General features: G+C 66.5%; 25 protein-coding genes. 17 read left to right on the top strand and 8 right to left on the bottom strand.

Annotated features, from left to right (window positions below; translation table 11 throughout):
- The first annotated feature begins 65 nt into the window (after positions 1–65).
- The 5 genes from queA to secF all read left to right on the top strand — a co-directional run bounded on the left by queA (position 66) and on the right by secF (position 5,513).
- Complete coding sequence (gene queA / locus D573_RS0103485) at positions 66–1,142, top strand: tRNA preQ1(34) S-adenosylmethionine ribosyltransferase-isomerase QueA (RefSeq protein ID WP_018650223.1); 1,077 nt, start codon at positions 66–68, stop codon at positions 1,140–1,142.
- Entirely contained in the window at positions 1,132–2,247 is a 1,116-nt protein-coding gene (gene tgt / locus D573_RS0103480; protein WP_018937724.1) for a tRNA guanosine(34) transglycosylase Tgt, read from the top strand. The genes queA and tgt overlap by 11 nt, the downstream gene beginning before the upstream one ends.
- A gap of 84 nt (positions 2,248–2,331) precedes the next feature.
- Positions 2,332–2,661, top strand: a complete 330-nt coding sequence (gene yajC / locus D573_RS0103475; RefSeq protein WP_018145833.1) for a preprotein translocase subunit YajC — start codon at positions 2,332–2,334, stop codon at positions 2,659–2,661.
- A gap of 21 nt (positions 2,662–2,682) precedes the next feature.
- Positions 2,683–4,551 carry a protein translocase subunit SecD gene (gene secD, locus D573_RS0103470; RefSeq protein ID WP_018937723.1) on the top strand — a complete coding sequence of 623 codons (1,869 nt, stop codon included), beginning with the start codon at positions 2,683–2,685 and terminating at the stop codon, positions 4,549–4,551.
- Positions 4,552–4,565: 14 nt separating this feature from the next.
- Entirely contained in the window at positions 4,566–5,513 is a 948-nt protein-coding gene (secF, locus tag D573_RS0103465) for a protein translocase subunit SecF (protein ID WP_018937722.1), read from the top strand.
- Positions 5,514–5,630: 117 nt separating this feature from the next.
- Here the strand turns inward: secF and D573_RS0103460 are convergent, their stop codons facing one another.
- From D573_RS0103460 to D573_RS0103445, 4 genes are all read right to left on the bottom strand, one after another.
- Positions 5,631–6,149, bottom strand: a complete 519-nt coding sequence (locus D573_RS0103460; RefSeq protein ID WP_018937721.1) for a DUF302 domain-containing protein — start codon at positions 6,147–6,149, stop codon at positions 5,631–5,633.
- Positions 6,150–6,248: 99 nt separating this feature from the next.
- Positions 6,249–6,641: a C40 family peptidase gene (locus D573_RS0103455; protein WP_018169633.1), complete on the bottom strand. Its 393-nt coding sequence runs from the start codon at positions 6,639–6,641 to the stop codon at positions 6,249–6,251.
- Positions 6,642–6,773: 132 nt separating this feature from the next.
- Entirely contained in the window at positions 6,774–7,574 is an 801-nt protein-coding gene (locus D573_RS0103450) for a hypothetical protein (RefSeq protein WP_018937720.1), read from the bottom strand.
- A gap of 117 nt (positions 7,575–7,691) precedes the next feature.
- Positions 7,692–9,254, bottom strand: coding sequence for a bifunctional aminoglycoside phosphotransferase/ATP-binding protein (locus tag D573_RS0103445; RefSeq protein ID WP_018937719.1), 1,563 nt, complete (start codon positions 9,252–9,254; stop codon positions 7,692–7,694).
- A 139-nt stretch (positions 9,255–9,393) separates the two neighbouring features.
- Between D573_RS0103445 and mrcB the strand changes: the two genes are divergently transcribed.
- From mrcB to truD, 5 genes are read left to right on the top strand one after another with little or no spacing between them, the layout of a single operon-like run.
- Positions 9,394–11,748, top strand: coding sequence for a penicillin-binding protein 1B (gene mrcB / locus D573_RS0103440; protein WP_155984855.1), 2,355 nt, complete (start codon positions 9,394–9,396; stop codon positions 11,746–11,748).
- Entirely contained in the window at positions 11,745–12,317 is a 573-nt protein-coding gene (locus D573_RS0103435) for a tetratricopeptide repeat protein (RefSeq protein ID WP_026287907.1), read from the top strand. The genes mrcB and D573_RS0103435 overlap by 4 nt, the downstream gene beginning before the upstream one ends.
- 19 nt (positions 12,318–12,336) lie before the next feature.
- On the top strand, positions 12,337–14,298 hold the full coding sequence (locus D573_RS0103430; protein ID WP_018937716.1) for an ATP-dependent DNA helicase: 1,962 nt from the start codon (positions 12,337–12,339) through the stop codon (positions 14,296–14,298).
- Positions 14,289–14,972 carry a tRNA (adenosine(37)-N6)-threonylcarbamoyltransferase complex dimerization subunit type 1 TsaB gene (gene tsaB / locus D573_RS0103425; protein ID WP_018169639.1) on the top strand — a complete coding sequence of 228 codons (684 nt, stop codon included), beginning with the start codon at positions 14,289–14,291 and terminating at the stop codon, positions 14,970–14,972. Before D573_RS0103430 ends, tsaB begins: the two co-directional genes overlap by 10 nt.
- Positions 14,973–14,986: 14 nt before the next feature.
- Positions 14,987–16,042 carry a tRNA pseudouridine(13) synthase TruD gene (truD, locus tag D573_RS0103420; RefSeq protein WP_018937715.1) on the top strand — a complete coding sequence of 352 codons (1,056 nt, stop codon included), beginning with the start codon at positions 14,987–14,989 and terminating at the stop codon, positions 16,040–16,042.
- A gap of 7 nt (positions 16,043–16,049) precedes the next feature.
- Here the strand turns inward: truD and D573_RS0103415 are convergent, their stop codons facing one another.
- The 3 genes from D573_RS0103415 to D573_RS0103400 all read right to left on the bottom strand — a co-directional run bounded on the left by D573_RS0103415 (position 16,050) and on the right by D573_RS0103400 (position 18,121).
- Positions 16,050–16,481: a PAS sensor domain-containing protein gene (locus D573_RS0103415; protein ID WP_018650214.1), complete on the bottom strand. Its 432-nt coding sequence runs from the start codon at positions 16,479–16,481 to the stop codon at positions 16,050–16,052.
- Between the two features lie 222 nt (positions 16,482–16,703).
- Complete coding sequence (locus D573_RS0103405; protein WP_018937714.1) at positions 16,704–17,312, bottom strand: DUF3365 domain-containing protein; 609 nt, start codon at positions 17,310–17,312, stop codon at positions 16,704–16,706.
- 251 nt (positions 17,313–17,563) lie between these two features.
- Positions 17,564–18,121: a Smr/MutS family protein gene (locus D573_RS0103400; protein ID WP_018650212.1), complete on the bottom strand. Its 558-nt coding sequence runs from the start codon at positions 18,119–18,121 to the stop codon at positions 17,564–17,566.
- Positions 18,122–18,231: 110 nt separating this feature from the next.
- On the opposite strand from D573_RS0103400, the gene surE reads away from it, so the two are divergent.
- The 5 genes from surE to rpoS are packed head-to-tail and all read left to right on the top strand — an operon-like array spanning position 18,232 to position 22,173.
- A complete protein-coding gene (surE, locus tag D573_RS0103395; protein WP_018145818.1) occupies positions 18,232–19,002 on the top strand; it encodes a 5'/3'-nucleotidase SurE in 771 nt (256 codons plus the stop codon).
- Positions 18,992–19,657, top strand: coding sequence for a protein-L-isoaspartate(D-aspartate) O-methyltransferase (locus tag D573_RS0103390; protein ID WP_018169643.1), 666 nt, complete (start codon positions 18,992–18,994; stop codon positions 19,655–19,657). The genes surE and D573_RS0103390 overlap by 11 nt, the downstream gene beginning before the upstream one ends.
- A gap of 59 nt (positions 19,658–19,716) precedes the next feature.
- Positions 19,717–20,301, top strand: coding sequence for a YqaA family protein (locus D573_RS0103385; RefSeq protein WP_018145816.1), 585 nt, complete (start codon positions 19,717–19,719; stop codon positions 20,299–20,301).
- 1 nt (position 20,302) lies between these two features.
- Positions 20,303–21,073 (top strand): peptidoglycan DD-metalloendopeptidase family protein, encoded by a 771-nt coding sequence (locus D573_RS0103380; RefSeq protein WP_018169644.1) that lies wholly within the window; start codon positions 20,303–20,305, stop codon positions 21,071–21,073.
- A gap of 23 nt (positions 21,074–21,096) precedes the next feature.
- The gene (rpoS, locus tag D573_RS0103375) at positions 21,097–22,173 is read left to right on the top strand and encodes an RNA polymerase sigma factor RpoS (RefSeq protein WP_018937713.1); all 1,077 of its coding nucleotides are present in this window, start codon (positions 21,097–21,099) and stop codon (positions 22,171–22,173) included.
- Positions 22,174–22,195: 22 nt separating this feature from the next.
- Here the strand turns inward: rpoS and D573_RS0103370 are convergent, their stop codons facing one another.
- Positions 22,196–22,570: an Mth938-like domain-containing protein gene (locus D573_RS0103370; RefSeq protein ID WP_018145813.1), complete on the bottom strand. Its 375-nt coding sequence runs from the start codon at positions 22,568–22,570 to the stop codon at positions 22,196–22,198.
- Positions 22,571–22,759: 189 nt separating this feature from the next.
- On the opposite strand from D573_RS0103370, the gene alaC reads away from it, so the two are divergent.
- The gene (gene alaC, locus D573_RS0103365; RefSeq protein ID WP_018937712.1) at positions 22,760–23,983 is read left to right on the top strand and encodes an alanine transaminase; all 1,224 of its coding nucleotides are present in this window, start codon (positions 22,760–22,762) and stop codon (positions 23,981–23,983) included.
- A 73-nt stretch (positions 23,984–24,056) separates the two neighbouring features.
- Positions 24,057–25,370: a homoserine dehydrogenase gene (locus D573_RS0103360; protein WP_018145811.1), complete on the top strand. Its 1,314-nt coding sequence runs from the start codon at positions 24,057–24,059 to the stop codon at positions 25,368–25,370.
- Positions 25,371–25,400 lie beyond the last annotated feature (30 nt).

The raw sequence follows: 25,400 nt of genomic DNA, 5'->3' as shown, positions 1-25,400 counted from the left end.
AACGGGGCAGAGCGATCTTCCGCACTCCGCGCCGCGTCGAGTGGTGCGTGGTAGGATCGCGCGCCATGCGTGTTGCCGATTTCGATTACGAGCTCCCGCCGGAGCTGATTGCACAGTATCCGCTACCGGACCGGGCGGGTTCGCGTCTGTTGGTCCTGGAGGAAGAGCGCCCGCGGGACGCTCGCTTTGCAGAGATCGAGGATCTTCTGCGGCCGGGTGACCTGCTGGTGCTGAACGATACCCGGGTGATTCCGGCGCGTGTCTTCGGGCGCAAGGAGAGCGGGGGACAGGTGGAGGTTCTGGTCGAACGAATTGAGTCGCCCGGCCAAGTGCTGGCGATGGTCCGCGCCAGCCGGGCGCCGAAGGTCGGGGCCCGGCTACGCCTGGCGGATGCCTTTACCGTCGAAGTGACCGGCCGCGAGGGCCCGTTCTTCCGCCTGGCCCTGGTTGATGCCGACGATGTGCTCGCCTTGTTGCGCGAGCATGGACACATCCCCCTGCCGCCCTATATCGAGCGCGCCGACGAGGCGCATGATGCCGATCGCTACCAGACCGTGTTCGCGGCGCGCGAGGGTGCGGTTGCGGCCCCCACGGCAGGCCTGCATTTCGATGATGCCCTGCTGGGGCGCCTGCGCTCGGCGGGGGTGGAGACCGCGACGGTGACCCTGCACGTCGGGGCGGGGACCTTCCAGCCGGTGAAGGTCGAGGACACTTCGGCGCATGAGATGCATGCGGAGTGGCTGGAGGTGTCGCCCGAGGCCTGCGCGGCGGTAGCGGCCTGCAAGGCGCGTGGCGGGCGTGTGGTCGCGGTCGGTACGACCTGCGTGCGCTCGCTGGAGACTGCGGCCGCTGGGGGAGAACTGGCGCCGTTCCAGGGCGAGACGCGGCTATTCATCCAGCCGGGGGATCGATTTCGGGTGGTGGACCGGATGGTGACCAATTTTCATTTGCCGCAGAGCACGCTGTTGATGCTGGTGGCGGCATTTGCCGGCTATCGCCGGATCCTGGATGCGTATGCCCACGCGGTGGCGCAGCGCTACCGGTTTTTCAGTTACGGCGACGCGATGTGGCTGGCGCCGGGGCAGGGCGATGATCTGCCCCCGAGTATGACCACCGCCGCGGGAGAGTCCGATGGAGTTTGAGAATCTGGCCGCCGATGGCGCGGCGCGCCGCGGCCGTCTGCACTTCCCGCGCGGGACGGTGGAGACCCCGGCCTTCATGCCGGTGGGAACCTACGGCACGGTCAAGGCGATGACGCCGGAGGAGCTGCGTGAGCTGGGCGCAGAGATCATTCTCGGTAACACCTTCCACCTGATGCTGCGCCCGGGCACGGAGGTGATCCGGGCGCATGGCGATCTGCACGATTTCATGCACTGGGAGGGCCCGATCCTGACCGATTCCGGCGGATTCCAGGTCTTCTCGCTTGCGGAGATGCGCAAGATCAGCGAGGAAGGTGTGCGTTTCCAGTCACCGGTGGATGGCTCGAAGGTGCTGATGACGCCGGAGTCCTCGATGCAGGTGCAGCGCGAGCTGGGCTCGGACATCGTGATGATCTTTGACGAGTGCACGCCATACCCGGCCACCGCGGACGAGGCGCGCCAGTCGATGGAGCTGTCACTGCGCTGGGCAGCACGTTCGCGCACGGCACACGGTGACAACCCGGCGGCGTTGTTCGGCATCGTGCAGGGCGGGATGTACCCGGACCTGCGGCGGGAGTCGGCCGAGGGGCTACAGGCGATCGGCTTTGACGGTTACGCGATCGGCGGGCTGTCGGTGGGCGAACCGGAGGACGAGCGCCTGCAGACGCTGGATGCCACCCTGCCGCTGCTGCCGCAGGATCGTCCGCGTTACTTGATGGGGGTGGGCCGGCCGGAAGACATCGTCGAGGCCGTGCGACGCGGCGTGGACATGTTCGACTGCGTGATGCCGACCCGCAACGCCCGCAACGGGTTCCTCTATACCCGCGAGGGCGTGCTGCGCATTCGCAATGCGCGCTTCCGCGACGATGTCGGCCCGGTCGATCCGGAATGCGGGTGCTACACCTGTCGTCACTATTCGCGGGCGTATCTGAAGCACCTGGACAAGTGCAACGAGATCCTCGGTTCGCGCCTGGCGACGACCCACAACCTCCATTACTACCAGGATTTGATGCGCGGATTGCGCGAGGCGATCGCGGCCGGCGCGCTGAGCGAGTTCGTGGCCGATTTCTACGGCCGACGCGGCATGGCGATCCCGCCTGTGCCATAATCCGCGCGGTATTTTTTTCGCTCGCCGGGTGTGGCCCGAGCTCCCCGGTGGCGTCCGAATCTGAACCGAAGACGGAGTGTTTCGATGGACTTTCTGATTTCTGCAGCGCATGCCCAGGAAGGTGGAGCGGCCGGCGGCGGCATGATCGAGTTCCTGATCATGATCGTTATTTTCTTTGCGATCATGTACTTCCTGATCATCCGCCCGCAGAGCAAGCGCGCCAAGGAGCACCGCTCCATGGTCGAGGCCCTGTCCAAGGGCGACGAGATCGTCACCAACGGCGGTGTGGCCGGCAAGATTACCGAAGTCAGCGACGACTTCATCAAGGTCGACATTGCCGACGGCGTGAACGTGGCGGTACAGAAGCAGTCGGTCGCCTCCGTGATGCCCAAGGGCACGCTGAAAGATCTCTAAACGCCCTCCAGGGTTTTTGATATGCGCAATTCCTATCCGGCGTGGCTGTACGCCCTGATCGTCGTGGTCGTTCTGGGCGCGGGGCTGTATGCCGCGCCCAACCTGTTCCCGGAAGACCCGTCGGTGCAGATCGGCAATCCGGTCACCGGCGAGATCGACGGGAACATCCGTGACCTGATGGGCACCATCCTGGGTGCCCAGGGCGTGACGCCGAAACAGGTGGAGGAGCAGGACGACGGGCAGCTACTCCTGCGCTTCGAGACCAGCGACGAGCAGTCGCTCGCCGCGGAGATCCTGCGCAATGCCCTGGATGACAACCACACCGTCGCCCTGAATCTGGCCCCGGCGACGCCGAACTGGCTGCGCGCGATCAACGGGCAGCCGATGGCACTGGGTCTGGACCTGCGCGGCGGGGTGCACTTCCTGATGGAGGTGGATCTGGATGCCGTGATCGGAACGGCGATGGAACGCTACTCCAACGAGCTGCGCGGCAGGATGCGCGACGAGCGTCTGACGTTCGACACGATCGAGCGCAGTTCCAGTGACCTGACCGTAATGTTCGCGGACGAGGAAAACCTCGCGGCAGCCGAGAGCTGGCTGACCCGCGAATATCGCGGCGAGCTGGAATGGGAGATCCGCGGTAGCGGCGACACCACCCGCATGGTGGGCACCCTGAGCGATGACCACCTGACCGAGCTGCGCCGTCAGGCCCTGCAGCAAAACATCTCTACCCTGCGCTCGCGCGTGGATGAGCTGGGTGTGGCCGAGCCGATCATTGCCCAGCAGGGCGAGCACCGGATCGTGGTTCAGCTCCCCGGCGTGCAGGACACTGCGCGGGCCAAGGAAGTGCTCGGCGCGACCGCCACGCTGGAGTTCCGCCTGGTCTCCGAGGCCGGTGACCCGATGGAGGCCGCTGAATCTGGCCGCGCACCGTCCGGGACGCGTCTGTACCGCGAGCGTGACGGGACCCCGGTGCTGCTGCAGCGCCAGGTGATGCTCACCGGTGACTACATTACCGACGCCTCTTCCGGGATTGCCCAGGATAGTGGCGGCCCGGCCGTGTTCATCAATCTCGATGGCCAGGGGGCGCGCATCTTCTCTCGGGTGACCTCGGATAACGTGGGCCGCCTGATGGCGTCGGTGTTCATCGAGACCACCACCGAGACGGTGGAGGAAGACGGCGAGCAGGTCATGCGTACCTCGCGCAGCGAAGAGGTCATCAACGTTGCGCGCATCAACGAGCCGCTGGGCCGACGCTTCCAGATCTCGGGTCTGGATACCACGCGTGAGGCGCGCAACCTCGCGCTGCTGCTGCGTGCCGGTGCGCTGGCCGCGCCGATGTCGATTGTCGAGGAACGCACGGTGGGTCCAAGCCTGGGCCAGGAGAACATCGATCGCGGCATGCAGTCGGTGGTGATCGGATTCATCCTCGTGATGATCTTCATGATCCTCTACTACCGCGCCTTTGGACTGATCGCGAACGTGGCGCTGGCACTGAACCTGATCTTCATCGTCTCGGTTTTGTCGATGCTGCAGGCGACCCTGACCCTGCCGGGGATTGCGGGGATCGTGCTGACCGTCGGCATGGCAGTGGACGCCAACGTGCTGATCTTTGAGCGCATACGCGAGGAGATCCGCAACGGACTGTCACCCCAGGCGGCGATTTCGTCGGGCTATGACCGAGCGTTCACCACCATCGCGGACGCCAACGTGACCACGCTGATCGCGGCGCTGGTGCTGTTCCTGTTCGGTACCGGGCCGATCAAGGGCTTTGCCATCACGTTGTCGATCGGGATCATCGCGTCGATGTTCACCGCGATCATCGTGACCCGCGCAATCGTCAATCTGACCTATGGGCGCCAGCGTCGGCTGACGCGCCTGGCCATCTGAGCGCGGAGAAAACTATGCTTCCGCATCTGAATTTCGCTGAATCGAACATCGATTTCCTCGGCAAGCGCAAGATCACGATCGCGATCTCGCTGGTCCTGATCATTATCTCGGTGGCGCTGCTGGCCACCCGCGGGCTGAACTTCGGGATCGACTTCACCGGGGGGACCCTGGTGGAAGTGGGCTACCCCGAAGCGGTGGAGCTGGATACGATCCGCGAGACCCTGTCGGCGGGCGGCTATGAGGGGGCGCAGGTGCAGACCTTCGGCACCTCGCGCGATGTCCTGATTCGCCTGCCGCCAAGCGAAGACGACGACAACCCGGCGATGTTGTCCAACCGGGTGTTGAATGCTCTTCGGGATGGCGGGCCGGACGATCCGGATCTTCGTCGGGTGGAGTTCGTCGGTCCGGCCGTCGGCGAGGAGCTTCGCGAGCAGGGCGGTCTGGCGATGATCTATGCGCTGGCCGGCATCCTGATCTATGTGGCAGTGCGTTTCGAGTGGCGCTTCTCCATTGGATCGGTGCTGGCGCTGGTGCACGACGTGCTGATCACGCTGGGGATCTTCTCGCTGCTGCAGATGGAGTTCGACCTGGGGGTGCTCGCCGCCGTGCTGGCGGTGATTGGCTACTCGCTGAATGACACCATCGTGGTGTACGACCGAATACGCGAGAACTTCCGTGTGCTGCGCAAGCAGAGCACGGAACAGGTGATGAACAATGCGGTGAACAAGACCCTGGCGCGGACCATCGTGACCAGCATGACCACCCTGCTGGTGTTGCTCTCGCTCGCCTTCCTGGGTGGGGCGGCCCTGCAGAACTTCTCGATTGCGCTGATCATCGGGGTGGTCGTGGGGACGTACTCGTCCATCTTCATCGCGGCGACCGCGGCGTTGATGCTGGGTGTCGACCGTCAGGTCCTGCTGCCGGTGAAGAAGGAAGGGGCGGAAGAGGATCAGACGCCCTGACCCGGTTCACGCCTGTCCGAATCACCCTGTCCTAGCCATATGTAGGACAGGGGACATAAAAATGCCCGGGGCCGCAAGGCTGCCGGGCATTTTTCGTTGCGACAATGGTCCCTGGGATCAGAAGGCGAGGGCTTCCTTGATGATGCGCTCGACCAGTTCGTTGACGGCGCGCAGGCTTTCCTTCGAGTCCTTGTCGCCGACCTCGGGAACCGGCGTGTAGCCCATGTAGATTGTGCCCGGTTCCTCGGAGAGCTCGTAGACCGTGATGATGTAGGGGCAGAAGAGCATGTTGTGCGGATCGGCCTCCATGGTCGCGCGCGAGTAGGTGGCGCTGCAGAAGTCGACCGATTGCCCGTTGAGGTAGATGCCTTCGCCGCTTTCCTGTCCACCGGTGCGGTCCAGCATGTTGGCGATGTAGCCGACGTTGTTGATGACCAGGCCTTCAGCGGCGATGGCCTCTTCGACCATCTCGAAGTAGAAGTCGTATTCGCCTTCGGTCGTGAAGATGACGCGTTCGTCGGTCTCCATGAACGTCTCATAGGCGCTGGCGCTGCCGCCAACGGCGAGACCGAGGCCCAGGCCGATCGCCAGGGCGGAGTGGCGCAGGGTGCGCGAAATACCGGTGAGTGTTTTCATGGTTCCTTCCTCTATTGTGATTCCAGGCCTGGCCAGGATGGGGTTGTATGCGCGCCGTCAGCGGTGGATCCGGCGACGACGGGCGGGCTCTGATCGCGGTCAGTTGAAGAAATGACCGGCAAAGCGGGTTCGGGGTGCCCAGTACGGGTTGTCCAGATGCTCGATGCGAACCTGACCCCGTGCGCTGGGCGCATGCACGAAGCGGCCGTCTCCCACGTAGACCCCTACGTGGTCGATTTGATTCCCGTTAATGGCGAAGAACACCACGTCACCCGGGGTGGGCGGTCCCTCGCGTCGGGTCGCGGCGCGGGCCTGGTCGCGTGTCGTGCGCGGGACGGCGCGCCCGGCCTCGCGGTAGGCCCGCTGGACGAGGGCCGAGCAGTCCAGCCCGGTGGCATCCGTGCCGCCGTACTGGTACGGGGTGTCGAGGTGACCGAGGGCGGTCAGCACGACCTCGGAGCGTTCCAGGCCAGCCTCGGGCGTGGGGCTCATTGGGCCGTCCGCAAGGCCTTCGGGTGTGGCAACGGGCGCGGTATCCCCTCCGCGCGGTTCGGGGCCCGCACTGCAGGCCGCAAGCAGCAGAAGCCCGGGGCCAGGGCAAGCGGCAGCCGTCGGCGCCAAGTGTCAGAAAAGATCGCGTTCGGCATAGCTGTCGGGGACGCTGAAGAGTGCGGCGCTGAGGTCGTCGGTGGAGATGCCGGCAAGCCGCGTGGTCACGCCGCCCTTTTCACTGACCTGCAGCGGGATGCCGTCGACGCGCGGCAGCAAGGAGGCGCCCATCTGCGAGGCCATCGGCCCGCCGGCCTCAAGGGCGTTCAGGGACAGCTCGTACAGGCGATCCATCAGGGCGCCCAGGGTCGCGAAATCCGCGCTGCCCAGGCCCAGGGTATCCGGCTCCGTTACGCAGACCGTGCTTTGCACCTGTCCGTCGATCAGCACCTCGTAATCGTCGCAGACGAAGTCCCCGATTTCGCGTTGTTCGCCGGTGGCGCGGGTGTCGATCTCGGCATCGAAACCTTCCGCCCCGATGCCCAGCTGCTCCTCGAGCTGCTGGCGCACCTCGGGTGGGAGCTGCTCCATTTGCCGGCGCAGGTCGCTGACCATGTCGGTCATGGCGCGCATCTGCTGGTCCATCACCTCGCGAGTCAGCGGGGTGTAGGTCTGTTCCGTGTCGTCCACGACCGTCAGCTGATCGGTTCTGGCGTCGAAGAGCATGTAGCCGGAGGTGCCGCTGATGGACTCGTTGAGCTCCATGCGCACGATGTCGCCGCGCACCAGGATCTGGCTCTCAAGTCCTTCGTCGTCGACGTAGTGCAGCAGGGCATCGGCCTGGGCGGTGGAGCCGATGGCCAGCAATCCGCCGACAGCAATGGGCGTGAGGGTGCGGCGGATTCGGTCGAGCGGACCGGGGCGGTGATGATGCATTGGGGCTCCTGCGGTTTCCTGGTCGGGTTCCGGGCTCGAGGGCGAGCGCGCCAGTTCCTGTGTCTCGAAGTTGACGGAGTATCCGGGGTCTGTCTATCGCTGATTGTACGCGGTCGCTCAGGTTGCGACGGGTTGCAGCAATTGGCGGGCGAGCGCGTCCGGATCCAGCGGTGCCTCCGGGGCCACCTCGATGAGGCCCTCCTCGGGGCCGGGCCATTCCTGCTGCGGCTGTTGCTGTTCCATCACCTCGACGCCGGCATCCGAGGCATCACGGCCCGCACGGGTGCGGGCCTCGAGTCGTTCGCGCAGTACTTCGTCCCGGGCGCGACAGGCAACCACCGCAAAGCCGGCCGCCTGTTCCAGTGCCAGACGCTGGAACGGGGCGCGCTGGTCCTGGGTCAGGAAGGTGGCGTCGACCACCACGGTCAGGCCGAGCGCTAGCAGGCGTTGGGCGCGTTCGCGCAGATGGCCGTAGATCTGGGCCCGGGCGTCGGCACTGTAGGAGACGGCGTCGGACAGGCGTTTGCGTTCGATATCCGAGCGCAGGCGCACGGCGCCCAGGGCTTCGATGATCTGAGTGCTGATCACGGTCTTGCCGCTGCCGGAGACGCCATGCATCAGGATCAGGCGGGGGGATCCAGGTTCGGTCAGGCGCTCGGCGAGGGCTAGATAGCGGCCCATCTCCGCCTGGTGGGCCGCCTGTTCGTCGGAAGGGAGCTGCGCCTCGGCCCCGTGAATGCCCTGGACCTTGGCCCGGATGAGTGCGCGGTAGACCTGGTACAGCGGCAGGAGCGCGAGACCGTCGAAGTCTTCGCGCCCGTCCAGGTAGGCATTGAGTAGCCGCCAGGCGTGGGCGCGCGACTGACGGGCCAGAAGATCCATGGTGGTAAAGGCGATCTCGGAGATCACGTCGATCCAGCGCAGGGCGGGGTCAAACTCGATCGCGTCAAAGGCGACCGGCACTTCCTCGCCGTTCTCGTCATCGACATAAACCAGGTTGCCCAGGTGCAGGTCGCCATGGCCATGGCGCACGAAACCCTCGTCATGCCGAGCTTCAAGTGTAGCCTTCAATCGATTGATTTCCGATCGCGTCCACTGTTCCAGCCGTTCCAGGCGTGCCCGGTCCGACGCACCACGAACGGTCTCCTTCAGGGCCGGAAAGTTGTCCAGCATCGGTTGGGTGGCGGCCTCTGCGGTGCCGTACTCGGACTGCGCATCGGTGCGTTCGGTGCGTTCGTGGAAGGCGGCGATGTAGTGCCCCAGGGCATCCATGGCGGCGGCGGGCAGTTGGCCCTTGTCCAGAAGGTGGTCCAGCTGCCGTTTGCGGTCGAACCGGCGCATATGCACGGCGTAGTCGAGGATGGGCCCCTCGCCGTTGATCACGGGGTGGGCATCGTCGCCATTGAGGGTGGCAACCTCCAGGTAGATCTGGGGTGCCAGACGGCGATTGACCTCCAGCTCGGTCTCGCAGTAGTGCTGGCGGGCCTCGAGGGTGGAGAAGTCGAGGAAACCGAGGTTCAGCGGTTTCTTGAACTTGTAGGCGTCCTCACCCGCGAGGATGACCGTGGAGATGTGGGTCTCGATGGTGCGCACGGAGTTCGCATCCGGCACCGGGGCGGGAAATCCACCGCTCTCGACCAGTTGGCGCAGGCGGTTATGGTGCTGTTCCAGTTCGGTCATCGGGGCTCCGCAGTAGGACGTGGGGTGTGGGGCATCCGGATCCGCATCTTTTTCCCGGAATCGCTGGCTATGCACCCGTTTTCGCTTACCCATCAGGTTACCATTGCTGCCGTTTCGGTCACCTCGCCCATCACACGCCATGCCGCGAAAAGCCACTACACGTTCCCGCAAGCGAAGCGCGCCCCGAAGGGGCCGACTCCGGCGCCTGTTCGGTGCGGGCAGCTGGACCCTGGCGGGGCTGCTGCTCGCCGGGCTTACGGTGGGTGGCATCTATGTGCATCAACTTGACCGCGAGATTCGTGAGCGGTTCGAGGGGCAGCGTTGGGCGTTGCCGGCGCGGGTGTATGCGCGGCCCCTGGAGCTCTATGCGGGTCGGCCGTTGACCGCGGATGCGCTGGAGACCGAGCTGCGCACTTTGAACTATCGCGAGACGCCGGATGGCGGCGGGCCGGGCGAGTTCCGCATCGAAGGCAGTAGCGCGCGCCTGACCACCCGGCCGTTTACCTTTGGGGACGGTCGGGAGCCGGCGCATTCGGTGCGGGTGCGCCTGTCCGAGGGCCGCGTGGAGTCGGTCGCCGAACAGTCCAGTGGGCGCAATGTGGACCTGATGCGCGTGGAGCCGCTGCTGATTGGCAGCATCTACCCGACCCATGGCGAGGATCGCATCCTGGTCGATATCGACGAGGTGCCGCGCGAGCTGATCGGGGCCTTGCTGGCGATCGAGGACCGCCGCTTCATGTCCCATCGGGGGGTGGACCCGGTCGGCATCGGGCGGGCCGCGGTCGCGAACCTGCGGGCCGGACGCACGGTGCAGGGTGGCAGCACCCTGACCCAGCAGCTGGTGAAGAATTTCTACCTGACCCGTGACCAGACGCTGACGCGCAAGCTGAACGAAGCGGTGATGGCCCTGTTGCTGGAGCACCGCTATGACAAGCGGGAAATCCTCGAGGCCTACCTGAACGAGGTGTTTCTGGGGCAGACCGGTGAACGGGCGATCCACGGCTTCGGTCAGGCTGCGCAGTTCTACTATCAGCGCCCGTTGAACGAGTTGCGGCTGGACCAGCTGGCGCTGCTCGTGGGGCTGGCGCGCGGGGCCAGTTACTACGACCCCCGACGTTATCCGCAGCGTGCCACGCAGCGCCGGGACCGGGTGCTGGAGGCGATGGCCGAGACGGGACTGGCCGAACGCGACCGGGTGGATCGGGCGCTGGCGACGGCGCTGGATGTTTCCCCGGTTATGCCGGAAGGGCGCAGTCGCTTTCCGGCGTTCCTGGATCTGGTGCGCCGGGAGCTGCGTACGGATTACGCGGACGAGGACCTGCGCAGCGAGGGCCTGCGGATCTTCACGACCATGGACCCGGTCGTCCAGATGCGCCTCGAGGAACGGCTGGTACGCGGCGTGGACGACCTGGTCCGGCGTCGCGGGGGCGGGACCGACCTCGAGGATTTGCAGGCCGCGGCCGTCGTGACCGACCCGCAGGCCGGCGAGGTGCTGGCGGTGGTCGGGGATCGCAACCCGCGTTATCCCGGCTATAACCGGGCGGTGGAGGCCCAGCGGCAGGTCGGTTCGGTGATCAAGCCGTTCGTGTACCTCGCGGCTCTGACCAACCCGAACCGATACACCCTGGCGACGCTCCTCGACGACAGCCCGCTGACCCTGCAGCTGCCGCATGGCGAGCCCTGGACGCCACGCAACTTCGACCGCGAACACCGGGGGCCGGTGACCGCGTGGGAGGCCCTGGTGCAGTCGTACAACATCGCTACGGTGCGTCTGGCCGAGGATATCGGGATCTCGCAAGTGGTCAGCTTGCTGCAGACGCTGGGTCTGCAGCGCACGCCGGCCCCGCTGCCGTCGCTGGCGCTGGGTGCGATCGAGCTTTCGCCACTGGAGGTGGCCGGGCTCTATCAGGCCCTGGCGAACGGTGGCTATGCGACCGAAACCCGGGTGATCCGCGACGTGCTGGATCAGGACGACGAGATGCTCTCGCACTACGGGCTGTCCCTGCAGGGCGCGGTGTCGGATGGTGCGGTGCGTTTGTTGACCCACGCGCTGCATGACGTGACCCGGGAAGGTACTGGGAGCCGGATCAATGCGCGCCTGAACGGTGAGGTCGTGGCCGGGAAGACCGGGACCACCAACAACTTTCGCGATAGCTGGTTTGCGGGATTTGATGATCGCCATGTGGCCGTGGTCTGGCTGGGTATGGACGATAACCGTCCCACCGGTCTGACCGGTGGGGTGTCCGCGGCGCCGGTGTGGGCGGAGATCATGGCGGGGATCGGGGTGCAATCCCTGCGCCTGGAGGGCCACCCCGGCATCGACTATCAGGGGGTCGATCTTGCCTCCGGGTTGCGTGTGGAAAGCGATGACCACGCCTGCGAGTCGGTGAAGAGGCTGCCGTTCTGGCAGAATTCGAGCCCCGAGACACGCGCCGAGTGTGATCTGCGCAGTGATTCCAGCCCGCAAGGCTGGTTCGAGAGGCTATTCCGGTGAAGATGTTGTGTACCGCACGATCCCCGTTTCGCGTCGCGCTGCCCGCCGGTTCGGCGTGGCGCCCGGCGCAGTGGCTGGGTGCTGTTGCGCTGGCCGCGCTGCTTGCCGCTTGTGCGACGCCGGCGCCCCGGGATGCGAGTGCCCCGGTGCCCGACGACGGGGATGTCACCGGGGAGGATGCAGCGCCCAGCCAAGATCGGGCCGAACCCCGTGAGCCGGAACGCGCGGCGACACCCGCCGCGGCCCTGAACCTGGCCCAGCAGGCCGAGTCCGCGCGCCAGGCCGGGGACACCGCGCGAGCGGAGCAGCGTCTGGAACGCGCCTTGCGGATCGCGCCGCGGGATGCCGGGCTGTGGCACCAGATGGCCGCGCTGCGTATGGAACAGGGGCGCTATCAGCAGGCCGAGCGGCTGGCCGGTCGTTCGTTGCAGATGGTGGGCGGTGGAGACCGCGACCTGGCCCTGCAGAATTGGCGACTGATCCTGAAGGCCCGCGAGGCGCAGGGCGACGCGGCCGGGGCCGACGAGGCCCGCGAAGCGATCCGCCGCCTGGAAGCCGACATTGTCTGACTCGTCGAACGCGGTAACGGTGGAGTCGGCGGCGGTACGGGCCCTGAGCCCGGGCGGGGATCTGGCCACCGCGGTCGCAGGCTTCCGTCCGCGCGAGCCGCAGCAACGCATGGCCGTGGCGGTGGAAGAGGCGCTGGCGACTGCGCCCACCGCCCTGTTGGTCGAGGCGGCGACCGGCGTCGGCAAGACCTTCGCATATCTCGTGCCGATCCTGCAGTCGCGCCGGCGTGCCCTGATCTCCACCGGAACCAAGACCCTCCAGGACCAGCTCTTCGATCGCGACCTGCCGGTGGTCTGCGAGGCCCTGGGATACCGCCCGCGGGCTGCGCTGCTGAAGGGCCGCGCCAACTATCTGTGCCACTACCGCCTGGAACTGGCCGCGGCCGAGGCCGGGGGTGCGACCGGCAGCCCCGTGCGCCGCGAGCAGTTGCCGGTCATCGAGGCCCTGCAGCGGTTTGCGCGTACAAGCCCTACCGGCGACCTGGGGCAGGCCGGGATCCTCGCGGAGGACTCCAGGTTGTGGCCGCAGGTCACCTCGACCGTGGACAACTGCCTGGGAGGGGAATGCCCGAGCTACAACGACTGCTTCGTGGTGCAGGCCCGCAAGCGCGCACAGGAGGCCGACGTGGTGGTGGTCAATCATCACCTGCTGCTCGCGGATATGGCCCTGAAAGAAGAGGGCTTCGGCGAACTCCTGCCGGAGGTCGACGCGGTGATTGTCGACGAGGCTCATCAGCTGCCGGATATCGCCGGGTCGTTTTTTGGCATTGCGGTCGGCACGCGCGCGTTGCGCGAACTGGCACGGGACACCCGGCGCGAGCAGGAACAGCATGCCCCGGAGATGCTGGATATCCGCCAGCGCATCGCGGAGCTGGAGGCGAGTGTGGCCGAACTGCTGGATGCCTCGCGCACCTGGGAGGGCCGCTCCAGCTGGGATACGGTCAGTCCCGGCGGCGAGCTCGATCCGTTGCTGGATCGGCTCGACACGAATCTCGGTTTTGTCGGCGACGCGCTGGAGGCCGCGGCCGCACGGGCACCAGGCCTGGAGCAGCTGCGCGGGCGCAGCGCCCTGTTGCTGGAACGCCTGCGCGACTGGCGCGAGGAGACCCCGGACACGGTGGCCTGGGCGGAGCGTTTCAGTCAGAGCCTGATCCTGCACCGGACGCCGCTGGATGCGGCACGGCCGCTGGCACAGCGGCGCGCCGCGCGGCCGGCGGCGTGGATCTTTACCTCGGCCACCCTGGCGGTGGGCGAGGACTTCGGCCATGCGGCGCGCCGACTCGGCCTGCCGGCCGATGTCGCAAGCGAACGCCTGGACAGCCCGTTCGATTTCCCCAATCAGGCCTGCCTGGTCCACCCACAGCCCCCGCTGCCCAATCCGAACGACCCGGGCTATACCCGCGCCTGCATCGCCTGGGCCTGGCCGCTGCTGCGTGACAACCCGGGCGGCGGATTCTTCCTGTTTACCAGCCATCGCGCATTGCAGGAAGCGGCGGCGATCCTGCGTGCAGAGTTGCCGGCTGATCGCGAACTGCTGGTGCAGGGCGAGCAGCCGCGAGGCGACCTGCTGGCGCGTTTCCGCGAATCGGGCAATGCGTGGCTGCTGGGGGCGCACAGTTTCTGGGAAGGCGTCGACATCCGCGGCGAGGCACTGTCGGTGGTGATCATTGATCGTTTGCCGTTTGCCGCGCCGAATGACCCGGTGCTGCAGGCCCGCGCGTCCGCGCTGGAAGCGGAGGGGCGTTCCCCGTTCATGGAATTCACCCTGCCGCAGGCCGTGCTGGCGCTGAAACAGGGCGCGGGGCGGCTGATTCGGGACGCCGACGATGCGGGCATCCTCGCCTTGTGCGATCCGCGGCTAACCGGAAAATCCTACGGCCGGCGCTTTCTGGCCAGCCTGCCGGCGTTTCACCGTACGCGGGAGCCGGCCGCCGCGCTGCGTTTTCTCGCACAGGCCCGGGGACGCAACACATGCGCTTGATCGCACTGGAGACCGCTTCCGAACAGTGTTCGGCAGCCCTTTATCTTGATGGCGAGATCCATTGTGTGCGCGAGCGCGCGGCGCGCCGGCATGGCGAGCTGATCCTGGGGCAGATCGAGCAATTGCTGCGCGAGGCGGACGTGCCGCGCAGCAGTCTGGATGGCGTGGCCGTCGGACGGGGGCCGGGGGCGTTTACCGGTGTACGCCTGGGGCTGGGCGTGGCGCAAGGGATTGCCTTCGCCCTGGACCGTCCGGTGGTTCCGGTCTCCACGTTGCAGGCGCTGGCCCAACAGGCGCTGCGCGATGATCGCCGGCCGGCGGCCGTGCTTGCGGCGCTGGATGCTCGCATGGGGGAGGTGTACTGGAGCCTTTGTCCGGTTCAGGGCGAGCGCGTGGGCCTTGGGCCGGAGCAGGTGGCCGCACCGGAGAGCCTGGTCGTGGCCTGGCCGGTGGGCGAGCGCTATGGGCTGGGGTCGGCCTTCGCCACCTTCCCCGATCTGGCCGCCGCGCAGGGGCTGGCGAGCGAGGCGGTGGACGCCGACGCGTTGCCCGATGCGCAAGAGGTTGCGCTGCTGGCAGTGGATGCCTGGGAGCGTGGCGAGGCGGTGGCGCCTGAAGACGCGCAGCCGGTCTATGTGCGTGACGATGTTGCCCGGCCGGCATCCCCCCGATGAGTCAGGAGCCCGAGATGAACGCGACACCCTACCCCTGGCACCCGCCCCTGACCGCGATGATCAAGGCATGCCCGGAAGATTTCCGGGTTGAGGAATTGCCGGCAACGACGCCCGAAGGTGAGGGGGAACATGTCTGGCTGGAGATCGAGAAGCGCCTGCTGAACAGCGAGGACGTGGCGGTCTGGTTGGCGCGCGAGTCGGGTGCAGGCCGGGGCAAGGTCAGCTACGCCGGGCGCAAGGACCGCCAGGCGGTGACGCGCCAGTGGTTCAGCGTGCAATGCCCGCCGGAGTCCGAGCCGGATTGGACGGCCCGGGCCGAGGCCTGGAATGCCGCCCAGGAAGGCGGGGAGGCGGCGGGCCGGATGCGGGTGCTGCAGATCGCCCGCCATGCGCGCAAGTTGCGTACTGGGCACCTGGCGGGCAATCGCTTCGAGATCCGTCTGGGTGATGTGCAGGGCGATCGCGCGGCCGCGGAACAGATCCTCGAGGCGATCCGTAGCGGGGGGATTCCCAACTACTTCGGGGCGCAACGCTTTGGCCGCGACAACCTGGCCAAGGCGTGCGCCTGGCTGGGGGGCGGTCGCGCGCCGCGCAGCCGCAACCAGCGCAGTCTGCTCTTGTCCGCCGCCCGTTCCGCGATCTTCAACGCGGTACTGGCCGAGCGGGTCCGCCGCGGCGACTGGGACCGGTTGCTGCCGGGCGACGTGGCCAATCTCGAAGGCTCGGGCAGCGTGTTTCCGGTGGCGGAGGTGGATGCCGAGCTGGAGGCGCGCGCTGCCCGGCTGGATCTTCATCCGACGGGGCCGCTGTGGGGCAAGGGTGCGATGCAGACGGAAGGCGAGGTTGAGGCACTGGAGACAGCGATGGCCGCTGGCGAGCCGGCGTTGGCGGAAGGACTGGCCAAGGCGGACGTGAAGGCGGCGCGGCGCGCGCTGCGCATGGTGCCAGGCGCCGTGGAGTGGCGCTGGGAGGGGCATGACCTGTGGCTGACGCTGGAGCTGGGGGCCGGGGAGTATGCGACCGGTGTGCTTGAGGCGATCTGCGTCCCGCGGGCGGCGGATCGCGCCTGAGTCGGCGTCAGGCGGAGTTCTTGAGCTTGCGTTCGGCGCGTTCGGCGCGCTGCTCGGCTTCCACGCGGTCGGTGATGTCTTTCTGGATACCGATGTAGTAGGTGAGTCGGTCTTCGTCGTTGAACACCGGGGTCAGCGACAGCTCGTTCCAGAACAGGCTGCCGTCCTTGCGGTAGTTGCGCAGGGTCACACGGCAGGGCCGGTTTTCGTCGATGGCCGCACGAATCTCCTGGCGCACCCCCTGGTCGGTATCCTCCCCCTGCAGGAAGCGGCAGTCGCGGTAGAGGATCTCCTCGGAGCGATAGCCGGTCAGTTCCTCGAAGGCACGATTCACGTAGATCAGGATGTTGTCGTCGCCCTCGCGCTCGGCGATCACGATGCCGTCATTGGAGGCATCCACGGCGAGGGCAAGCAGTTCGGCATCTATGGTTCGCGTCATATATGGCGTTTCGGTCGGGTCTGCGGGTCGTGCGCGCGGAGGGGCGTTTTTTGGGCGCCCTTCTCGGCTTCCATGGCACGAAAATAGCACGTTCCGGTGCGGTTGTGCTCAAGAATGGTGCCTGTGGTGGGTGCTCCGGGATCGTCCCGGCCACAAAAAAGGCCGCCCGGAGGCGGCCTCTTCCGATGGGCCCGGGACTCGGGCCCGATGGTCCCGGAATGCCTACATTTCCTGGGTCACGGTGAAGGCACCGCGCACGTCTCCCTCACGGAAGCCGGTCGCCTGATCGTCGGGGTAGAGACGTTCCAGCGCGTGCTTGACGTCGCCACTGACGTCGGAGCCGTGGCAGGTCAGGCAGGCGCCGCCGGTCGGGATGGCCGCCATGAAGCGGAATTTCGGGTCACCATCATCGGATTCGACCACGCCAAAGCGCGGCGGAAGATCCGTGGCTGGAGTGCCAGCCGTATGCTGGGCCTCGAAACCCTGCAGGGTCAGGCGTTCCCAGCGGTCGGGGGCGTTGTCCTGGTTGCGCAGCTTCAGGCTGGTTCTCCCGATCTCGATGCCGGTTTCCGCCGAGATGTCACGCGCAATTGCAGGGGCGCGCTCGTTGCAGACCTGGATCGCCTCGGTGGGGCCGCCGGACTGCATGGCGGACATCAGTTCGCCCTGGAGGGTGCTGGCAAACTTCTGAATGGCGTCACGATTGGCAGCGATGCGCTCTTGCAGGTCGTCCTGAGAGAGCTGCGGCATGCTGTCTGCGCCCGCTTGGCCGCTGGCGGCAGAGAAGGCGATCAGGCCGAGGGCCAGGGGGGCGAGCTTCCAGTTCTTCATGGCAAATACCTCGTAGTGCAGAGTCCGTTGCGTCCTGTGTCTGTACAAGACCTGTACAAAGCATGGACCGATCGTGGATAAAGTGCAAGGTCGGTGTTCACCAAATGATAGATGAATCCGGGTCAGGATTCCGGGGCCGCCTTGCGGGTCTGAATCCAGTCTAAGCATCCACATCGCAAAATGCGAATATATCGAAAGGCGTATGTGAGGGCGCCGTTTGTCGCGTGGAAGATGGTCTCTGGATGCGGGTTTCAGCGGCCGGGATCCGGGCTCCGGGACCGCTTGAGGAGGACATAGACGGCACCGGTGCCGCCGTCGGTCGGCCGCGCGGAGCAGAACGCAAGGACATCGTCGCGCTGGCGCAGCCAGTGGTCGGTCAGCCCTTTGAGTACCGGGCCCTTGTGGCGTGAGCGCAGGCCCTTGCCGTGCACGATGCGTACGCACAGCGCGCCGCCCCGGCGGGCATCGTCAAGGAACAGGCCAATGGCGCGGCGCGCCTCGTCGGCGAACAGGCCGTGCAGGTCGATCTCGTCCTGTACGCGGTAGTGTCCGCCCCGCAGCTTGCGGAATACACGGGGGCTGATGCCGGGGCGGGCAAAGCGGAGTTCATCGCCCGGTTGCAGATCGGCGGCGTTAAGCGGATCGCTCAGCCAGTCGGCATGGGCGCGCGCCTCGTCGGCCTCTCGCTGGCGTGCCCGGGCTGCGGGAGGCGGGGGACGGACATCGGCCTGATCACTGTGCAGCCGTCGCACGTTGCCAACAGCCTGCAGGAATTCGTCGAAATCGTTGGGATCATCCCCGGAGTTCATGGCAGGATACTCGCACTTTTCGGGGGGCGGGCGCGATCGAGTCGATTCGAGAGCGTCTCCCTGGACGGTTTCCAGTATATTGAACGCCCTCCCAACGGCCCTGTTCCTGCATGCGCATTCTGGTTAGCAACGACGATGGAATTCACGCCCCGGGCATCCAGTGCCTGGCGACGCATCTGCGGCGGATTGCCGAGGTGCACGTGGTGGCCCCGGACCGGGATCGCAGCGGTGCCAGCAACAGCCTGACGCTGGTGCGGCCGCTGCGGGCGCGTCACCTCCAGAGCGGTGATGTACAGGTCGACGGGACCCCGACGGACTGCGTGCACCTGGCGATCACGGGGTTGTTGCAGCAGGAGCCGGATGTGGTCATCTCCGGGATCAATGCCGGTGCGAACATGGGCGACGACGTGCTGTATTCCGGCACGGTGGCAGCTGCGATGGAAGGACGCTTTCTGGGGCTCCCGTCGATTGCGGTGTCGCTGGTGGGTCCGGATCTGCAGCACTACGACGCCGCGGCAAGCGTAGTGGTCGAATTGCTGGACCGCATCAACCGCGTGCCACTGCCGGCGGCCACCATCCTGAATGTGAATGTCCCCGATCTGCCGCGCTCGGAGATCCGTGGTGTGCAGGCCACGCGCCTGGGGCATCGCCATCGGGCCGAGCCGATGATCGCGGACGAGGACCCCCGCGGGCGTCCGATCTACTGGGTCGGGCCGGCCGGGTCGGAACAGGATGCCGGCCCGGGTACCGACTTCCACGCGGTTCGCGAGGGCTACGTCTCGGTGACGCCGATCCAGGTGGACCTCACGCGCTTTGACGCCATCGACACGGTGGGACGCTGGCTGGACGACTCGCTCCCGGAGGCTGGACATGGTTCCTGACGCCACCGGCGCCGGTCTGACCTCGCAGCGTGCCCGTGACCGACTGGTGCGGTTGCTGGAGGGGCAGGGCATCCGCGACCCGCGAGTACTGGAGGCGATCCGTTCGATTCCCCGCCACCTGTTTGTCGAGGAGGCGCTGAGCCATCGCGCCTACGAGAACACGGCGTTGCCGATCGGACATCGCCAGACCATCTCCCAGCCCTTTATCGTCGCGCGCATGACCGAGGCACTGCTCGAGGGCGAGCGCCCCCGGACGGTCCTGGAGATCGGGACCGGCTCCGGCTATCAGGCGGCGGTCCTGGCGCAGATCGTGGATCGGGTGTTCTCGGTGGAACGCATTCAGGCGCTCAGCCGGAACGCCCGTGAACTGTTGAGCCGTCTGGGCATCAACAACGTCAATCTTCGGCACAGTGACGGGGCCGACGGCTGGCCGGACAAGGCGCCGTTCGACGGCATCATCCTGACCGCCGCGCCGAAGGAGGTTCCCGAGGCATTGCTGACCCAGCTGGCGCTGGGCGGGCGCCTGGTCGCGCCGGTGGAAGGCCCGGACGGGCGTCAGCAGCTGGTGCGCTATACCCGGACGGAAGAGGCCTATGTGCGCGATATCCTGGATGCGGTGATGTTCGTGCCGATGCTTCCGGGGGCCGAGCAATGACGGCGGACCGTGCAGGTCGAGGCATTTGTGGCTGAACTGGTCGCGGTGGTACGGCATCGATGAAGCTCTTCGAGCCGCTCTACGACCGGGTGATGGCCTGGTCCCGCCATCGTCATGCGCCGCGTTATCTGGCTGGGCTCTCGTTTGCCGAGTCTTCGTTCTTTCCCATCCCTCCGGACGTGATGCTTGCGCCGATGGCGGCGGCGCAGCCGCGTTCCGCCTGGCGGCTGGCCGCGCTGACCACCCTGTTTTCCGCGCTTGGCGGTTTGCTCGGGTACCTGATCGGGTGGCTGGCGTTCGAGTGGATCGGGCCCTGGCTGCATCAGGTCGGGTACGGCGAGGAGTTAAGCCAGGCCGAGGCCTGGTTTGACACCTGGGGAGTCTGGGTCGTCCTGGTCGCCGGCTTTTCACCGATCCCCTACAAGCTGTTCACCGTGACCGCCGGGGCGCTTTCGATGGCCCTGTTGCCGTTCTTGATCGCGTCGCTGGTGGGGCGCGGGCTGCGTTTCTTCCTGGTCGCGTTGTTCATGGCCTGGGCCGGGCCGCGTGCGGAGCGCCATCTGCGACCGTATATGGAGCGTCTGGGCTGGGCGGCCATTATCCTGCTGGCCGTGGCCATGGCGATCTATCTGGTAATGGACTGACATGCGCCGGCGCATGGTTCAGGGATTGGTGACGGGGTTGGTGCTGGTCCTGGTTGCGAGTGTCCTGGCCGGTTGTGCGGCGCGTGCGCCCAGCGGGGCCTCAATGCCGGACACCCACGTGGTGCAGCGCAACGAGACGCTGTATCGCATTGCCCAGCGCTACGGCTTGGAATGGCGCGATCTGGCCCGACGCAATGCCATCGGTGCCCCTTATGTCATCCATCCCGGTCAGCGCCTGCGGCTGCGAGGTGCGGCGCGCTCGTCGCCGCCCAGCGCGCCACAGGCCTCTTCAGCGCCGAGCACGCGGCAACCATCCTCGGGCGCCTCTGGCCGCGACAGCGGTGGCGGAACCTCGTCCGGCTCTACCTCAAGCTCGTCGACTTCGAGTCCGCCGCCCTCCGATCCGGGTGGCTGGCAATGGCCGGCGGCGGGCGAGGTGCTGCGCGGATTCTCCAGCAGCGGCACGCGCCGAGGGCTTGCGATCGGCGGCGAACGGGGGGATCACGTACGGGCAACGCGGGCCGGGGAAGTGGTCTATGCAGGTGGCGGCCTGGTGGGGTATGGTCGATTGATCATCCTCAAGCACGACGCGCGGTTCCTCAGTGCCTACGGGCACAACGATGAATTGCTGGTGAGCGAGGGTGACCAGGTGCAGGCGGGCGACACCATCGCGCGTCTGGGGTCATCGGGGGCCGAGCGCCCGATGTTGCACTTCGAGATCCGGGTGGACGGGACGCCGGTAGACCCGGCGCGATACCTCCCGGACCGCTGACTCGATCGAGAGCAGGACACTACATGGCCAAGACCCGGCAACCGGCCGCTCCGGAACTGCACAACGACAACCTGACCCACGAGCCGGATCCGGAGGAGGCGACCCAGGTGCCCGAGGATCTGGCCCATCCGGTCGAAAAGATCGAGGAATCCGAGGATCCGGAAGACGTCTCGGAGGCGGTGCTACCCGACGTCACCGCCGGCTTGAAACCGGAAGAAGGCGCTCCGGTACGGCCGAAAACCCTGCGCGACGCCCGTCCCGCGGAACTGGATGCGATCCAGATCTACCTGCGCGATATCGAATACCGCCCGCTGCTGACCCCCGAGGAAGAGCGCAAGTACGCGCGTCTGGCGCGCGAGGGAGATGAGAGTGGCCGCCGGCGCATGATCGAGTGCAATCTTCGATTGGTGGTCAAGATCGCCCGTCGCTACCTGAACCGGGGTCTGCCGCTGCTTGACCTGATCGAGGAGGGCAATCTCGGCCTCATGCACTCGGTGGAAAAATTCGACCCGGAGCGTGGCTTTCGCTTTTCCACCTACGCCACCTGGTGGATCCGCCAGACCATCGAACGGGCCCTGATGAATCAGGGACGGACCATCCGCATTCCGGTGCATGTGAGCAAGGAGTTGCGCATGCACGCGCGGATTGCGCGCAACCTGACGCAGGAACTGGGCCGCGACCCCACCGAGGAAGAGCTGGCGGAGCGCCTGGGCCGGCCGGTGGCGGAGATCCAGAAGCTGCGCGCGATGTCCGAACCCTCCACCTCGATGGATTTGCCGTCGGGCCCGGACGGCGATCGCTCGCTGGCCGATATCCTTGCCGACGTGAATGCGCCCGAGCCCTCCACTTTGCTGGAGGATCAGGATCTTCATCATCTGGTGGATGCCTGGCTGGAAGAACTGGACTACAAGCAGCGCGAGGTGCTGGTGCGGCGGTTCGGGCTGCACGGTTTCGAGCGCTCGACCCTGGAGCAGGTCGGGGCGGAGATCGGTGTGACCCGGGAGCGGGTGCGGCAGATTCAGATGGATGCGCTGAAGCGGCTGCGGAAGCTGCTGGAGTCGCGTGGAATGAAGGGCGACGAGGTCCTGCCGAGTTCCTGAGAGGGTCGCCGGGGCGGGTCGCTTATCCGTTAATGATCAGGGCAGCGGCGACGTCGCGGCCCTCGGCCATGATCAGGTTGTACGTGCGGCAGGCGGCCGCGGTGTCCATGATCTCCACCCCCAGGCCCTGCGAGCGCAGATGACGCCAGACCGCGCGGTCCGGGAATTGCTGGACCGTACCGGTGCCGATTAGCAGGACCTCGGGCGGCGCGTCCAGTATTGCTTGCAGGTGATCCACGCCCAGTTGTTCGACCGAGTCGACTGGCCAGTCGGTGCGCAGTTCGTGCGGGCGCACGATCAGGCTGCGGCTGTGCGCGATCTGGTTGATTCCGACGCGCCCCGACTCGTAGCCGGTCACGATGTAGGAGTCTTCGCTGGTGACTTCGGAAAAGAGCATCCCCTTACGCTACTCCGAGCCCGCGACAGGCTCAAGATTCGATCCGCGCTTGGGGGAGTGCCCAAGCCTCGATTCGTTGACAGCCGGGGGCCCGGGTTATACTTTGGCGCGCTTTCCGGTGCGGCATCCGGAGGGGCCGTTTTGGCCCTGCAAAGCGTTCCCCAAGGCCCCAACCAGGACCCAGAATCCGTGACCGACGTCTTTCCCCGTATCGAGCGCCTCCCGCCCTACGTCTTCAACATCGTGAACCAGTTGAAGGCCGAGGCCCGCGCCCGCGGCGAGGACATCATCGACTTCGGCATGGGCAACCCGGACCAGCCGACGCCGCAGCACATCGTGGACAAGCTGTGCGAGGCGGCGCAGCGCGGCGATACCCACCGCTATTCCGTATCCAAGGGCATCCCGCGGCTGCGCCGGGCGATCACGCGCTGGTACAAGACCCGGTTCGATGTCGATCTGGACCCGGAGACCGAGGCGATCGTGACCATCGGTTCCAAGGAAGGTCTGGCGCACCTTGCGCTGGCGACCCTGGGGCCGGGCGATGCGGTGCTGGTGCCGAATCCGGCCTATCCGATTCATCCCTATGGTTGTGTGATTGCCGGGGCAGACGTGCGCCATGTGCCGTTGACGCCGGATGTCGACTTCTTCGCCGAGCTGGAGCGGGCGATCCAGGACTCCTGGCCGAAGCCGAAGATGCTGATCCTCAACTTCCCGGCGAATCCGACCACCCAGTGCGTGGATCGGGAGTTCTTCGAGCGGGTCGTGGCGATCTGCAAGGAACATGGCATCTGGATCGTGCACGACCTGGCCTATGCCGAGATCAGTTTTGACGGCTACAAGGCGCCTTCGATCTTCGAGGTGCCGGGGGCGAAGGACATTGCGGTGGAGTTCTACACCCTGTCCAAGACCTACAACATGCCGGGCTGGCGCGTGGGCTTCATGTGCGGCAACGCGACCCTGGTCGCGGCCCTGGCGCGGATCAAGTCGTATCTGGACTATGGCACCTTCACGCCGATCCAGGTCGCCGCGATTGCGGCACTGGAGGGCCCGCAGGACTGCGTGGAGGAGATTCGCGAGCTCTACCGGGTGCGCCGTGATGTCCTCTGCGAGGGGCTGAACAAGCTCGGTTGGCAGGTCGAGAAGCCGAAGGCGACCATGTTCGTCTGGGCGCCGATCCCCGAGCCCTACCGCGAGATGGGCTCGCTGGAGTTCGCCAAGAAGATGCTGAGCGACGCCAAGGTGGCGGTCTCGCCGGGGGTGGGTTTCGGCAACTACGGAGACGACCACGTGCGCTTCAGCCTGATCGAGAACGAACAGCGTACGCGTCAGGCCCTGCGCGGGATCAAGGCGATGTTCCGCGCGGACTCGATCCTGGCCGACGCCTCCGAGGAAAATCCGGGTTCGGGCAGCTAGTTCGACCGCCGCAGACCCTCAACGCAATGAACACGGGGCGCCGCTGGTGCCCGACGTCAAGGACAGCAAGGCTATGACGCCGGTAAAGATCGGAATTCTGGGACTGGGAACTGTCGGCTGCGGGACGATCAACGTGCTCGCGCGCAACGGCACCGAGATCGCTCGCCGCGCGGGTCGCGACATTCAGGTTGTGGCGGCCGCCGCGCGCGACATCCAGCGCGAGCGCGAATGCGATTGCTCGCAGATCCGCCTGACCACCGATCCGGCCGAGGTCGTCAACGACCCGGAGGTCGAGGTTGTCGTCGAACTGATGGGCGGGACGGATCTCGCCCTGAGCCTGGTACTGGCCGCGATTGACGCGGGCAAGCACGTGGTCACCGCCAACAAGGCCCTGATCGCGCTGCATGGCAACGCGATCTTCGAGCGCGCCCAGGAGAAGGGCGTGATGGTGGCCTTCGAGGCGGCAGTCGCCGGTGGCATTCCGATTATCAAGGCGATCCGCGAGGGTCTCGCCGGCAACCAGATCGAGTGGCTGGCCGGGATCATCAACGGTACCGGAAACTTCATCCTCAGCGAGATGCGCGACAAGGGTCGTGACTTCGAGGACGTGCTGGCCGAGGCCCAGGCATTGGGCTATGCCGAGGCCGATCCGACCTTTGACGTGGAGGGGATCGACGCCGCGCACAAACTGGCGATCCTGGCCTCGATCGCCTTCGGCATCCCGCTCCAGTTCGACCGTGTCGCGGTGGAGGGGATCAGCGATATCACCCGCGAGGATGTCGGCTTCGCCGCGGAACTGGGCTATCGTATCAAGCACCTGGGCATCGCCCGGCGGACGCCGAAGGGCTACGAGCTGCGGGTGCATCCGACGTTGATCCCGGAGCGCCGGCTGATCGCGAACGTCGACGGCGTGATGAACGCCGTACTGGTGAACGCGGATGCGGTCGGCCCGACGCTTTATTACGGCGCCGGGGCCGGGGCCGAGGCGACCGCCTCCGCAGTGGTGGCCGATCTGGTCGACGTGGTGCGCGCCCTGACCACCGATCCGGAGAACCGCGTGCCGCATCTGGCGTTCCAGCCGGATGCCCTGTCGGACAAGCCGGTGCTGGATCTTGCCGAGGTGGAGACCTCCTTCTACCTGCGCCTGCGCACCCAGGACCGCCCCGGCGTTCTGGCCGACATTACCCGTATTCTGGGCGAGCACGGCATCAGCATCGAGGCGATCCTGCAGCGCGAGCCGGACCCGGAGCGCGGCGAGGCCACGATCATCATGCTGACGCACAAGGTTCGCGAGGGCGCGATGAACGAGGCAATTGCCGCGATCGAGGCCCTGGACCATCTGTTGACCCCGATTACCCGTATCCGCATGGAAGGACTGGCGCGCTAGTTGACGCTCTATCCCTTTCGCAACGACGAA

This window comes from Thioalkalivibrio sp. AKL9 (genome assembly GCF_000377825.1).
GTDB lineage: Bacteria > Pseudomonadota > Gammaproteobacteria > Ectothiorhodospirales > Ectothiorhodospiraceae > Thioalkalivibrio > Thioalkalivibrio versutus.
This window is presented reverse-complemented; position numbering and strand designations above follow the sequence as displayed.

Excerpts from the sequence above, each read along its gene's own strand:
- queA (WP_018650223.1), top strand. The coding sequence starts at position 66 with ATGCGTGTTGCCGATTTCGATTACGAGCTCCCGCCGGAGCTGATTGCA.
- tgt (WP_018937724.1), top strand. The coding sequence starts at position 1,132 with ATGGAGTTTGAGAATCTGGCCGCCGATGGCGCGGCGCGCCGCGGCCGT.
- yajC (WP_018145833.1), top strand. The coding sequence starts at position 2,332 with ATGGACTTTCTGATTTCTGCAGCGCATGCCCAGGAAGGTGGAGCGGCC.
- secD (WP_018937723.1), top strand. The coding sequence starts at position 2,683 with ATGCGCAATTCCTATCCGGCGTGGCTGTACGCCCTGATCGTCGTGGTC.
- secF (WP_018937722.1), top strand. The coding sequence starts at position 4,566 with ATGCTTCCGCATCTGAATTTCGCTGAATCGAACATCGATTTCCTCGGC.
- D573_RS0103460 (WP_018937721.1), bottom strand. The coding sequence starts at position 6,149 with ATGAAAACACTCACCGGTATTTCGCGCACCCTGCGCCACTCCGCCCTG.
- D573_RS0103455 (WP_018169633.1), bottom strand. The coding sequence starts at position 6,641 with ATGAGCCCCACGCCCGAGGCTGGCCTGGAACGCTCCGAGGTCGTGCTG.
- D573_RS0103450 (WP_018937720.1), bottom strand. The coding sequence starts at position 7,574 with ATGCATCATCACCGCCCCGGTCCGCTCGACCGAATCCGCCGCACCCTC.
- D573_RS0103445 (WP_018937719.1), bottom strand. The coding sequence starts at position 9,254 with ATGACCGAACTGGAACAGCACCATAACCGCCTGCGCCAACTGGTCGAG.
- mrcB (WP_155984855.1), top strand. The coding sequence starts at position 9,394 with ATGCCGCGAAAAGCCACTACACGTTCCCGCAAGCGAAGCGCGCCCCGA.
- tsaB (WP_018169639.1), top strand. The coding sequence starts at position 14,289 with ATGCGCTTGATCGCACTGGAGACCGCTTCCGAACAGTGTTCGGCAGCC.
- truD (WP_018937715.1), top strand. The coding sequence starts at position 14,987 with ATGAACGCGACACCCTACCCCTGGCACCCGCCCCTGACCGCGATGATC.
- D573_RS0103415 (WP_018650214.1), bottom strand. The coding sequence starts at position 16,481 with ATGACGCGAACCATAGATGCCGAACTGCTTGCCCTCGCCGTGGATGCC.
- D573_RS0103405 (WP_018937714.1), bottom strand. The coding sequence starts at position 17,312 with ATGAAGAACTGGAAGCTCGCCCCCCTGGCCCTCGGCCTGATCGCCTTC.
- D573_RS0103400 (WP_018650212.1), bottom strand. The coding sequence starts at position 18,121 with ATGAACTCCGGGGATGATCCCAACGATTTCGACGAATTCCTGCAGGCT.
- surE (WP_018145818.1), top strand. The coding sequence starts at position 18,232 with ATGCGCATTCTGGTTAGCAACGACGATGGAATTCACGCCCCGGGCATC.
- D573_RS0103390 (WP_018169643.1), top strand. The coding sequence starts at position 18,992 with ATGGTTCCTGACGCCACCGGCGCCGGTCTGACCTCGCAGCGTGCCCGT.
- D573_RS0103385 (WP_018145816.1), top strand. The coding sequence starts at position 19,717 with ATGAAGCTCTTCGAGCCGCTCTACGACCGGGTGATGGCCTGGTCCCGC.
- D573_RS0103380 (WP_018169644.1), top strand. The coding sequence starts at position 20,303 with ATGCGCCGGCGCATGGTTCAGGGATTGGTGACGGGGTTGGTGCTGGTC.
- rpoS (WP_018937713.1), top strand. The coding sequence starts at position 21,097 with ATGGCCAAGACCCGGCAACCGGCCGCTCCGGAACTGCACAACGACAAC.
- D573_RS0103370 (WP_018145813.1), bottom strand. The coding sequence starts at position 22,570 with ATGCTCTTTTCCGAAGTCACCAGCGAAGACTCCTACATCGTGACCGGC.
- D573_RS0103360 (WP_018145811.1), top strand. The coding sequence starts at position 24,057 with ATGACGCCGGTAAAGATCGGAATTCTGGGACTGGGAACTGTCGGCTGC.